Here is an 11,520-nt window from a genome sequence, read left to right on the forward strand (position 1 = left end):
TTCTTTTATTTCTTATTCGGGTCAATAGCTGCGCCCCGGACTTTATCGGTCGCGGCCAGTCCTTCTTGAATCTCGATCTTGATACCGTCGGACAGACCTACCTTTACAGGATGCTTCTCGAAGACTTGTTCCGGTTGCTCTTGTTTAACTAACTGAACGAATGCGGAATCCCCTTGGAACTCAACCGTACTTTCCGGGATCGTAAGTACGTCTTCCGCACGTTTTAGCACGATCTCGGCGTTGGCGCTATATCCCGCACGGATGAAAGCATCTTCGGGGATCGTTACGGCCGCCTTGATCTCAAATTGAATGGCTCCATTCTTGTCTACTCCCTTGGGCGATACATATTCCAGCAAAGCGTCGAATGAACGGCTTTCCATGGCGCCGACGGTCAATTTGATCGGCATTCCCTCGTGGATGCGTCCGATCTCGGTCTCGTCTACGTTTCCTTTGAAGATCATGTCGTTCATATTGGCTACGGTAGCGATCGTCGTGCCATCATTGAAATTATTCGCTTGGATAACCGAGTTACCTACTTTAACGGGAATGTCCAAGATCATACCGGTAATGGTACTACGGATTTGGGTCGTACTGGCCACGCTGGAGTTCTTGGCTATACCGTCGCGGATGATCTCCAAGGCACTTTGCGCGTTATCCTTTTCCTCCACGGCTTTCAGGTAGTTCGCTTTGGAAAGATCGAAATCTTCTTGGGCGATAACACCTTGCTTAAATAATTGCGTATCCCGCTTATAAGTCTCTTCCACTTGCTTCAAAGAGATATTGGCGAGGTTCACGCGCGATTCGGCGCTGTTGAGCTGTACCATCTCGGGGATTACCTTGATAATGGCGATAATCTCTCCCGCTTGGACCATCTGCCCCGCTTCTTTCTTCAGCTCGGAGATGATACCGGAAATCTGCGGCTTGATCTCCACCTCGAAACGAGGCTCTACGTTTCCGGTAGCGACCGTCTTGGTTTCCACATCCCCTTTTTCAGGGGTTACGATCTCATAAACGGTGATGACCGGTTGCGCTTTCTTCCATAAGAAATAGAATGTACCGATTACCGCTGCTCCCACAAGTACTAATAAGATGATACGCAGGATCTTTTTTACAATGCGATTCTTCATGATTATATAGTTTTATTAATTGACAATTGTTGTTTATTCTTCTCGTATGGCATCTATCGCCTTGATCTGCATAGCTCGCCATGCGGGGATCAGCCCGGCCAGCAGACCGCTGAATAATAAGATCACCGTGGCCGCTACCGCGATCTGGATGCTTACCTCTGGATGCTCCATCATGGTTCCGTTGGAAGCCGGCTGGGCACTCATGATCTTATCTACCAGATCGAGCAGGAATACCCCGGCGCTTAACCCCAACAAACCCGCTAAGGCCGTAAGTAGCAGACTCTCGCTCATGATCTGCGAGATAATATTCCAAGGCTTCGCTCCCAAGGCCCTGCGTACGCCGATTTCCCGGGTACGCTCCTTGACCGTTACCATCATGATATTACTTACACCGATAATACCCGCCAATAACGTACCCATACCCACGAGCCAGATCAAGATGTCGATACCGATAAATAGCATATTGAAGGTCTCGAACTGAGCCGCCAAGTTGATCACCGTCACGGCCTGCGGGTCGGAAGGAGAGATCTGGTTCTGGCTCTTTACGATATCCTTGATCTGTGTGATCACCGGATCGATCTTATAGCCGGGTTTGGCGCTCACGCACAAGAAGTGAATGATATCCCCTTGGTTCAGCGTCTGTTGCATGGTGCTGAAAGGGAGGAATACGCTTTCCTCGGCCCGTCCGCCGATATTGACGCTAGAAGCTCGTTGCTTCGTGACGCCTACCACTTGGTAGTAAATCCCGTTTACCCGGATATATTTCCCGCAGGGATCACTTCCCTTGAACAATACCTCGTTCACCTTGGCGCCGATCAAGCAAACCTTACGTTTCTCGATCTCATCGATCTCGTTTAGTAACCGTCCGTAATAAAGCTGCTGGGTCTCGATCTTGAAATAATCGGGCTGCACGCCTTTTACGTTATAAGTACCGCTTAATTGGCCGAAAACGATATTCTTGTCCGAGCGATTTCCCCAGATGATGGGGGAGACGGCCTCGATGTCCTTCACCTGTTTCCGGATGCTCTCCACGTCCCGGTTTCGCATGTCCCATTGACGCCCCTTGTTAAAGCCTTTGTACGACTCGCTGGTCCGGTCGGAGAAAAAGAAGGCGGAGTTCGTGGCGAATCCGTTGATATTCGAGAACATGGCGTTCTTCATCCCGTTTCCGGCTCCCAATAGAATCACCAACATCAAGATTCCCCAGAATACGCCGAAGCAGGTCAACAAGCTGCGTGTCTTGTTTCGGGTGATCGTCACCCATATCTCTACCCATCTGTCTATGTCAAACATGGTTCTTTTCTTTTTTATGATTATTCCGTTCTCATGGCTTCGATAGCCGTGACTTTCACCGCCTTGCGTGCCGGGAAATAACCCGCCAATACACCGGCCGCGATGATCAAGACCGTAGCGGAGCTAGCTATCGCCAGATTGACGGTCGGGTTACGGAAGACCGTCGTGTCTTCTCCGATATTCCCACCGGATTGGGCTCCGGCTTGGGCCATTTCCATCGCATGATTGATTAGCTCCGTAAGCCCGATCCCCATGATCATCCCGACATAGCCGAAAACGGCTGTTACGAGGATGGACTCGGCGATTACTAATGCCAAGATCGAGCCGGGTTTAGCTCCCAATGCCTTGCGTATGCCGAACTCCCGGGTCCGTTCCCGTACGGTGATCAGCATGATGTTGCTAACTCCCACGATTCCCGCCATCAACGTTCCGATACCGATAATCCAGATAAACAAGGTAATCCCGTTCATTATATTATTCCACATCAAGAACTCATTCGCCATGTTCCACATACCGATAGCGTTCTTGTCTGTCGGGTCGAATTGGTGGCGGCGTGCCATCCATTCCCGGAAACTTTCCTCGAAAGCCTCATTCTCCTCTTCGGTAGTCACCCCTTTCAAGGTAAACGTTAGCGATCCGAAGCCGTATCCTTTATTATATAGCAATTGGGCTACGGAGAATGGGATGTAAGCGGGAGCGTTATTGCTTTTGTCATCATCGTTGTACACGCCGACTACTTGATACATCATATTCCCGCATTTCACGTATTTACCCAGCGGCTTCTCGTCACGAAACAAGACCTCCGCCATACGGGGACTGATCACGATTACTTTTCTTCGGTCCCTCATGTCCTGCTCATTGATGAAGCGGCCGTTATGCGTCTCTACATTCACGTAATTGATCGGGGCATGATCCGGATATACGCCATTGGTTTGTCCCGTCACATATTCCTCGTTGTAAGTGATCGTGTCATTGTGGGAGATCGTAGCCGAGCAAAGATCCACCTCCTTGAAGTCTCTCTTCAAGGCGCCTAGGTCCTCTTCCTTGAAACTGATGCTGCGGTTGGATTGCATACCTTTCCAAGGCTTGGTGGTATAGCGTGTCCATACCTCGACCCGGTTGGTAGACATATTCCTGAAGTTGTACATGATGCCATTGCGCAACCCGTTTCCCGCCCCCAGTAACACGATCAACATGAAAATACCCCATGAGACCGAGAAGCCGGTCAAGAAGGTACGGAGCTTATTCTTTTTGATGGTGCTCCATATTTCCCTGAAATTATCAAAGTCAAACATGATTCTCTTCTTTTTCGATACGTTCAATCAACCCGTCCTTTACCCGGATAATCCGGTCTGTAGCCTCCGCTACGGAGGGTTCGTGGGTAACGATCACCATGGTCATCCCTTCTAGGTTTACCTTGCGTAGTAGTTCCATTACCTCCACGGTCGTCTTGCTATCCAACGCTCCGGTCGGCTCGTCGGCCAATATGACTTGGGGTTTTGCGATCAAGGCCCGGGCGATCGCTACCCGTTGCTTCTGTCCACCGGACATCTCATTCGGCATATGCTCCGCCCAATCTTTCAATCCCACCATGTCCAAGTATTCCAGCGCCATGGCATTCCTCTTTTTCCGGCTGACCCCTTGATAATAGAGTGGGAGGGCAACGTTCTCCATGGCGTTCTTGAATGAGATTAAGTTAAAAGATTGGAAAATGAAGCCGATCATTCGGTTCCGGAGCTCGGCGGCACGACTTTCGCTGAGATTCTGAATCAACTGCCCGTTTAATTGATAGGTGCCCGTGTCGTACGTATCTAATATCCCTAAGATATTCAATAAGGTTGACTTACCGGAACCGGAGGCTCCCATGATGGATACCATCTCTCCCTTCTCTATATCTAGGTCGATACCTTTCAAAACGTGCAGTGGGGCTCCATTAAAGTACGTTTTGTTTATTCCTCTCAGTTGAATCATCATATTATGTAGTTACTTTAATATATTAGACGTACAGTTTGCTAAATAAGTTACACTGTTGGTGAACACTTTTATCATTTGGTCACAAATATATGCTTTACTAAGATACCTTGTATCGCAAGGTACTTATAATTATGTAATATTAACAAAAGGTTTTGATCGAAAAGGTTTAGCTCTACCATCTATATCTATTAACTTGTACGTGCGGTAACTTTACGTGCCGGTACTATATGTATATATCTTCTACCATCCGTTGGACGATCATGCACCAATTGGTAGACGATCATCCAACAGTTGGTGCATGATCGTCCAACAACTGATAGATAATGAATCTCTCTGCTTCTTCCACTTAATAGATAAAGAAAAAAGCCCTAGGCTATCTTTATCTAAACCCTTACCTTTGCGGCGAAATTCAAATAGCAGAAAGATTTATGGTAACAATTGGTACGCCCAAATCGGCTACGGCAACTAAAGTCGTGCTTTGTGGCTCGGGCGAATTGGGGAAAGAGTTTGTAATAGAGTTGCAGCGTTATGGCGTGGAGGTAATCGCCTTGGATAAGTATCCGGACGCTCCGGCCATGCAGGTGGCGCATCGTTCCTATGTGGTCTCCATGCTGGATGGCGATGCCTTGCGGGAGATCATCGAGAAAGAGAAACCGGATTATATCGTGCCGGAGGTGGAGGCGATCGCTACCCGTACCTTGATGGAACTGGAGGAAGAGGGATACCATGTGATTCCTACCGCCCGTGCCACTTGGCTGACGATGAACCGTGAGGGAATCCGCCGCTTGGCGGCCGAGGAGCTGGGCTTGCCTACCTCGCCGTATCGTTTCGCCGAAACCGAGGAGGAATTTAAAGAAGCGGTGAAGGTAATCGGTATGCCTTGCGTGGTGAAGCCGATCATGAGCTCGAGCGGACACGGACAGAGCGTGGTTCGTGAGGAAAAGGATATCGATCGTGCTTGGCAGTACGCCCAAGAAGGAGGACGTGCTGGAGCGGGTAAGGTGATCGTGGAAGGTTTCGTGGATTTCGACTATGAGATTACCCAGCTGACGGTTCGGCATATCGGAGGAACGTCTTTCTTGGAACCCGTGGGACATGTTCAGGTGGATGGTGATTACCGGGAGTCTTGGCAACCGCAAGCCATGAGCCTTGCCGCTAAAGCGAAAGCCCGTGAGATCGCCGGTAAGATCACCGAGGCTTTAGGCGGACGTGGTATTTTTGGCGTGGAATTATTCATTAAAGGAGACGATGTCATATTCAGCGAGGTTTCCCCCCGTCCGCACGATACCGGAATGGTAACGATGATTACGCAAGATTTGTCTCAATTCGCTTTGCACGCCCGTGCGGTGCTTGGCTTGCCGATCCCTAATATCGCGTTTCATGGAGCGGGAGCTTCCCGTGCCGTCGTAGTGGAAGGAGATAGTGACCGCTTGGCTTTGAGCAATCTGGATAAGGTCTTGGAGCAACCCGATACGCAGATGCGTTTCTTTGGAAAACCGGAAGTTCATGGACATCGCCGTATGGCCGTCTTGCTGGCTCGTGGTTTGGATGTGACGGAGGCAAGGGAGAAGACCGGAGTGATGATGGAGCGGTTAAATGTTAAATTGTGATGCTTCCTAGGATAAATGAACGTTTTGGTGTGTGTTGTGAATAAAATGTGAATATTTGCAGACCTATTTTTCTATCAAAATAGTTTATTTTTGTCTCAAGTTTTTAAAGAGACATTTGATAATCTATAAACGCAGATTACATATGTTTGTTTCACTAAAGAGTGAAATCTGATTGCCGAAAGTTTGTACTTATTTTATGAATACGACAAATGGAAATATGGGCGTTGATTTGAAACGCTCTATTTCTATTCTCGGTGAAGATAAAAGAGTGAGCAAACAGATCAATAGCTAAGGGTGGGTAGATTTAACCAAACAGACATCCTTATCTCCTTTCACCCACCCTAGCTATTGTTCTTATTTTACATGTATTCCTTTTGTATTTCTCATTGTTTCCATCACGGCATGAGTGTCTACTTGGACCTTTTCTTGTATAAACTCCGGGAGGTTGTAAGTCCACAACAAGTCTTTATAATATTTTACGGGATTTCTTTGTGGCAGGAGGAATGGTTTATGGGCCGTGCCTTTATCATCGATATAGCTAAAGAACGGGCGTGTGTATAATCCATCCAACCTGCGACTGCTAAATACCAGCCAACGATTGTTGTGGCTCCATGAATGGTAGCTTTCTCCTTCGGCGCTGTTCGCCTCGGTTAGCGGGTACGTCTTTCCGTCGGATAGGCGGATCATATATAATTCGGCGTCTTTATGCCAAACCCCGAAACCGCCATATTCCTGTAGGGTAAAAGCCAGATATTTACCATCCGGTGAGATTCTAGGGAAGGATACGCTTTTGTGGTTGGCCCGGCCATTGTATAAAGTATCTACTTGCTGGCCTAGGGTGCGGGTTTCCGGGTCAAAGTCGACACGGCATAGGCTGTAGGTCATTTGTCTGAAATTCTTAGAAATAGAATCTACGGCGGCGGTCGAACTGAAATAGAGGCTCTTCCCGTCGGGAGAGAACGCTGGGAATATTTGCCATGCGTCTTTGGAATTTAACGCTTTGCAAGAGAATACCTCGTTCTTCTTTACGTCATAGATCACGATATCGGAGTTATGATCCAATACTTCCAGCGTATTGGGATTATTGATGAAGAAGTTTTGGTAGGTATCGCATACGGTGGCCGCCAGATAGTTACCATTCGGATGCCAATACATGTAGACAAAGTTTGAGACGGTCTCGGGAGTCTTTGTATTTAGCTTGGTGATTTTCTTTCCATCAATCAGTACGGAACCGGCGTGTTTGCCTCGCATATGGAAAATCATTTTATCCGGGTTCCCGGAGGAAAACGTGTGGCAGTTTACGCAGTTATAGTCGGTTAGGCTATTCTCATAAATCACGCTTTGGTCATAATTTTCCAAGTTTCGTTGATAGATACCCATCCTGTTCCACATATCATTGCTCAAGGCTAATAACCGATAGGCTATATATTTATCAATGGAATCATTTACGATGTCCATATGAAAAGGCGTATAGGCATTCCATTCGCCCTGTATGCGTTTAGCGATGGTCAATTCTATTTGGTTTCCGGCATTCTCTTTCAATAAGGCTTTCCATCTCTTTTGTGGGATCTCAAAGAGCCCCTCATCGCTATAGACTTGGAGTTGAGTCTTTTCCCCTTTAATGATAAGGCAGTGCTCACTGCTATCGGCGATAGAGAAATTGAGCGGGGCGATGTTCACAGGGATGGTCACATCCTTGTAATCCGGATAAATGGCGATTTCCTTGTTTAGACTCTTGGCGATCTGTACGTCGCTTTTGGAGCATGAAACCATCAAGGCGATGAGAAAAAGGAAAAGATATCGGTTTGTATTTGTGTAAGTCTGTCTTTCCATATGTGTTTTATTTAGAGAGTATCAAATAGTACCAGAAAGTAGGTTGATAGTCGGCTATTCCAGTCGCTACATTTTGTCGGGCATGCCTTAGTCCCAATACACGTTGCTTGAATATCGAGAACTCGGACAGGATTTTATCGGTTACCCCATACTTGCGGCAATATTCCGGATCATGCTCCGCATAAGAGATCACGGCTTGTTGCAAGGGTTCGGGTAATGCGGGGAGTACTTCCGTCCCACTGAATCTTTCAACAAACGTTTTTATAGCGGGCAGGTCTTTCGATAATAATAACGTACCGATCGTATAATCCAATGCGGCTTTATTCAGGGGATTCTCTTCCAATATAATCATCAGGTTATCAAACAATCCGATTATATTGGCGAAAAGGTCTTTGTCGCTGGATAGGCTTTTTCTTTTTGTACCTAATTCCGGGTCGCTCTCCACCGCTTGGTCATTATATAAGAACTTTCGTTGCGAGGAGGCCCATCCGTGATAGGCCCATGTCTTTTCCAATAATGATATAAACTTCTCGGCCGCGGGATACTGTCCGTATATCAAATGGGATTTTATTAATAATTTAGTCATGACGGGACTGCCGTATGTAATTCCTACCGAGGTACCAAAAGCGAAATTGTATGCCAAGGACGTGATTCCTACATGGTAGTATATCTGGCTGAACAGGAAACTTTCCTCTATATGCGCTTGGTACTTTGAGACTAAAGATTGTATTCCGCTTTGCGGATATTTGAATAAATCAGTCTGCATGACACCCTTGTGGGATAAGGCAAGGTTTAAGCAATTCAGGTGTAAGTAGTTATTATAGTTTAGATCGGCGGACGAGATTATGGCGTCCCATTGCTCGGTATCTATGTAATGAAACATTTGCATCAACGTATAGAAATCTTTATTCCTCTGTTGAAGAGCCGTTTGCGTATAATACATACCGGATAAGGCAAGTAATGCTACGGCTACTAAAGCTTTTAAATAGGTTTTTATGTGATCTAAGTAACGTGATAGGAAGAATAGAAGCATAACGAGTAGCGCTACTTGCCAAGAGAAGCCGTAGAATGGTTCCAGCTCAATGAAATACTCTACATAATCTTTCATCCAAAATACATAGTCATAATCGGGTTTACTGCCCCCTAGAACGCATAGAGAACCTACGATAAGCAGCAGGATCAACGGGATGAAGCTTGCGTACCAGCGTTCGCATTTTTGTAATACATCAAATAGTAAGATGCTAAGGGAGAATAATATAGCTACAGATCCCATCGTGTAAAACAATCCGGTCGCCAGCAAGCAACCAATTAAGGTACGGTACGTCCAATTAAATCTTCGTGCGCTGTAACTATATACGTTAAGCGCCAATGACCAAAACAACATGGCTATCAGTCCTTCATAATGATAGCTATCTTTCATTAGGTAAAGATATTGGAATAGGATGGGGAGAAAGGCCAAGGGCATAAGATATAATGCCGGATGTATCTTTCGTAAGGTCAGCCAGAATAACCAACCGGAGATTCCACCGATCAAGGCGGTCACCAGCGATCCGATAAGCGGGATTCTGAAAAACTGTATCAAGAATTGAGAGATAAAAGTCGCTAGCCCCCCTATCTGCTTAAGTATGCTGAATATATAGGTGGAATCGAATAGGAAAATCTGCTGCTGTTCCCGATAAAAAAAGAGAGGCTCTTGCATGGTCTGCAAATGAAACCATAAGACGCCGGTCAATAGAATGAATGGAAGCGGTGGTAATATCTTCTTATATAAAGTACTCATGTGATTTATTCTATTTACGATAAGTTACGTCAATTCCTTTATCCTCTTTGGCTAGCGTGCTAAGCGCCCGGATCTTGGAGGATACTTTTCCGGTAATAAACTCGGGTATATTATAAGATTTCATGAAACGGTGATAGTAGTCTGTGTCTTTCTGAGGCAAAAGGAAGGGCTTAGACGCATTTCCTTCTTCATCTATATAAGCAAAATAAGGACGTGTGTATAACCCGTCTATCCTTCGACTGCTGAAGACGATCCAGCGGCTGTTGCTACTCCATGAGTGATAGCTCTCCGTATCCGTGCTATTGGCGTTTTGCAAGGAATGAGAGATTCCGCTCGCTATATCCAGTAGATATAGATCTGCGTCTTTATGCCAGATCGAGAAGTTACCGTAGCCGGACAGCGTATATAACAAGAATTTCCCGTCTGGGGAAACACGGGGAAAAGAGGCGCTCTTCCCATCTTTTCCGGCATTGTATAAGGTATCTATACGGGAGCCGAAACTCCGGGTTACGGGATCGAACGCTATGGAGCAAAGGTTATATTTTACTTCTGAATATTCATGCGGCATGGAACGTGCCTCTGCCGAGCAGAAGTAAAGAGTCTTGCCATCGGGAGAGAATGTCGGGAAAGTCTCAAACGCTTTTGCTGTCCGAATGGAAGGCGTACTGATAATCTCATGCTTTTCCGTATCGTATACAACTACGTCGGATTGGCTGTCGAAGACCTCCACCCGGTTTTTGTCGTTGGCATGAAAGCTTTGGCTGGTCTGATTGACAGAGAAGGCTACGTATTTCCCCGATGGATGCCAAGAGGGATAGACCAAAGGCGAGATCGTCTGATCGGTCTTCGTATTTAATTTCTCGATCTTATCTCCGTCGATCAGATAAGTGCCCGAATACTTATCCCTCATGTGGAACAGCATTTTATCGGGGTTTTGCATACAAAAAGAATGGCAATTCATACAGTTTTGACCGCTGTATTTGTTTTCCATGATAGGGCTTTGCTTATAATCTTCCAGATTCCGTTGGTAAATACCCATTTGATTCCAAAGTTCGTATCCGGGTTCGATCAAGCGATAAGCCAGATATGAATCCATGGGTTCCGGAGCGACGAATAGTGAGAATTCCGGATAGGCGAGCCATTCTTTGTCTTTTGCGTAGAGCTTTACTTGTATCGCTTTTCCTGTCGCCCTTTTCAGCAATTTTCTCCAATCGGATGCGGGAAGATAGAATTGTCCCCCTTTTTCCTTGACTTGTATCTTTTCTTCTCCGAATTTGAGTACGGCGAAGGCTTCCGCATGTGGATTTTCTATCTTGAAATTTAAGGGAGCGATATTATAAGGGATCGTTACATCCGCATAATCGGGAAATAATACAGGTTTCTCCGAGGTTTCTTTGCTTACCGGGATCGTATCCGAGCAGGATATTCCTAGTAGAATAAGAAATAAACAGGTGATATATAGAATATTTCTTTTCATGGTTGTTGATCATTTTAGAGTATAATAAGACCAATAAGTGTCTCCGAACGACTTCTTTATAAGTTGCGGAAGTTGTGGGTTGTTCCGGTTCTGCACGACTAAATTCCGATAACCTGCGAATTTGCGGATCACATTTCCGGATACGTTAAAACGCTTCCAGTAATCCACATCCTTCTCTGCTAATAGGATAACAGCCTCTTGGAAACTCACGGGGAGAGAGGGGAGTACCGGTGTTCCATAATACTTTTCTATCAGCCTTTGGAAAGCTTTCATGTCTTTAGACAGCAGATAGATAGCCCCGGTGAATTGGATCGGGAGCTGATTTTCCGGATCTTGTTCCGCACGGATAAGTAAATCATGTTCCAGTCCGTTGATACCGGATAAGTTACTTTCCTTCGGGAGAGCTTTTCGCTTAGGCCCTAATAC

At 46.2% G+C, this 11,520-nt stretch carries 10 protein-coding genes (1 of these 10 cut by a window edge); 1 reads left to right on the plus strand and 9 read right to left on the minus strand.

Annotated elements, in window-relative coordinates:
* Nucleotides 1-5: 5 nt before the first annotated feature.
* Genes QVP94_RS10665 through QVP94_RS10680 form a run of 4 tightly spaced genes read right to left on the minus strand, consistent with a single transcriptional unit; the run spans nucleotide 6 to nucleotide 4,391 of the window.
* A complete protein-coding gene (locus QVP94_RS10665) occupies nucleotides 6-1,127 on the minus strand; it encodes an efflux RND transporter periplasmic adaptor subunit (protein ID WP_005867627.1) in 1,122 nt (373 codons plus the stop codon).
* A 33-nt stretch (nucleotides 1,128-1,160) separates the two neighbouring features.
* Nucleotides 1,161-2,420, minus strand: a complete 1,260-nt coding sequence (locus tag QVP94_RS10670) for an ABC transporter permease (RefSeq protein ID WP_022192577.1) — start codon at nucleotides 2,418-2,420, stop codon at nucleotides 1,161-1,163.
* 20 nt (nucleotides 2,421-2,440) lie between these two features.
* The gene (locus QVP94_RS10675; protein WP_005867632.1) at nucleotides 2,441-3,715 is read right to left on the minus strand and encodes an ABC transporter permease; all 1,275 of its coding nucleotides are present in this window, start codon (nucleotides 3,713-3,715) and stop codon (nucleotides 2,441-2,443) included.
* Nucleotides 3,708-4,391 carry an ABC transporter ATP-binding protein gene (locus tag QVP94_RS10680; protein WP_005867634.1) on the minus strand — a complete coding sequence of 228 codons (684 nt, stop codon included), beginning with the start codon at nucleotides 4,389-4,391 and terminating at the stop codon, nucleotides 3,708-3,710. Before QVP94_RS10680 ends, QVP94_RS10675 begins: the two co-directional genes overlap by 8 nt.
* 431 nt (nucleotides 4,392-4,822) lie before the next feature.
* Between QVP94_RS10680 and purT the strand changes: the two genes are divergently transcribed.
* Nucleotides 4,823-6,004 carry a formate-dependent phosphoribosylglycinamide formyltransferase gene (purT, locus tag QVP94_RS10685; RefSeq protein ID WP_008772751.1) on the plus strand — a complete coding sequence of 394 codons (1,182 nt, stop codon included), beginning with the start codon at nucleotides 4,823-4,825 and terminating at the stop codon, nucleotides 6,002-6,004.
* A 354-nt stretch (nucleotides 6,005-6,358) separates the two neighbouring features.
* Here the strand turns inward: purT and QVP94_RS10690 are convergent, their stop codons facing one another.
* The 5 genes in view from QVP94_RS10690 to QVP94_RS10710 are tightly spaced (at most 37 nt apart) and all read right to left on the minus strand, a layout consistent with a single transcriptional unit that may run on beyond the window.
* On the minus strand, nucleotides 6,359-7,837 hold the full coding sequence (locus QVP94_RS10690; protein WP_022192578.1) for a TolB family protein: 1,479 nt from the start codon (nucleotides 7,835-7,837) through the stop codon (nucleotides 6,359-6,361).
* A gap of 7 nt (nucleotides 7,838-7,844) precedes the next feature.
* On the minus strand, nucleotides 7,845-9,617 hold the full coding sequence (locus QVP94_RS10695; RefSeq protein WP_022192579.1) for a DUF6057 family protein: 1,773 nt from the start codon (nucleotides 9,615-9,617) through the stop codon (nucleotides 7,845-7,847).
* Between the two features lie 10 nt (nucleotides 9,618-9,627).
* On the minus strand, nucleotides 9,628-11,094 hold the full coding sequence (locus tag QVP94_RS10700; protein WP_005859297.1) for a TolB family protein: 1,467 nt from the start codon (nucleotides 11,092-11,094) through the stop codon (nucleotides 9,628-9,630).
* Between the two features lie 9 nt (nucleotides 11,095-11,103).
* A complete protein-coding gene (locus tag QVP94_RS10705) occupies nucleotides 11,104-11,469 on the minus strand; it encodes a DUF6057 family protein (RefSeq protein WP_353884504.1) in 366 nt (121 codons plus the stop codon).
* Between the two features lie 37 nt (nucleotides 11,470-11,506).
* Nucleotides 11,507-11,520, minus strand: the 3' portion of a protein-coding gene (locus QVP94_RS10710) for a DUF6057 family protein (RefSeq protein ID WP_288213247.1). 1,360 nt of this gene lie beyond the right edge of the window; the window shows 14 of its 1,374 coding nt (coding positions 1,361-1,374); its start codon lies off the right edge, out of view; the stop codon is at nucleotides 11,507-11,509.

The sequence above is a fragment of the Parabacteroides sp. CAG:2 genome, assembly GCF_000436315.1.
GTDB lineage: Bacteria > Bacteroidota > Bacteroidia > Bacteroidales > Tannerellaceae > Parabacteroides > Parabacteroides distasonis.

Excerpts from the sequence above, each read along its gene's own strand:
- QVP94_RS10670 (WP_022192577.1), bottom strand. The coding sequence starts at position 2,420 with ATGTTTGACATAGACAGATGGGTAGAGATATGGGTGACGATCACCCGA.
- QVP94_RS10690 (WP_022192578.1), bottom strand. The coding sequence starts at position 7,837 with ATGGAAAGACAGACTTACACAAATACAAACCGATATCTTTTCCTTTTT.
- QVP94_RS10695 (WP_022192579.1), bottom strand. The coding sequence starts at position 9,617 with ATGAGTACTTTATATAAGAAGATATTACCACCGCTTCCATTCATTCTA.
- QVP94_RS10700 (WP_005859297.1), bottom strand. The coding sequence starts at position 11,094 with ATGAAAAGAAATATTCTATATATCACCTGTTTATTTCTTATTCTACTA.
- QVP94_RS10665 (WP_005867627.1), bottom strand. The coding sequence starts at position 1,127 with ATGAAGAATCGCATTGTAAAAAAGATCCTGCGTATCATCTTATTAGTA.
- purT (WP_008772751.1), top strand. The coding sequence starts at position 4,823 with ATGGTAACAATTGGTACGCCCAAATCGGCTACGGCAACTAAAGTCGTG.
- QVP94_RS10680 (WP_005867634.1), bottom strand. The coding sequence starts at position 4,391 with ATGATTCAACTGAGAGGAATAAACAAAACGTACTTTAATGGAGCCCCA.
- QVP94_RS10675 (WP_005867632.1), bottom strand. The coding sequence starts at position 3,715 with ATGTTTGACTTTGATAATTTCAGGGAAATATGGAGCACCATCAAAAAG.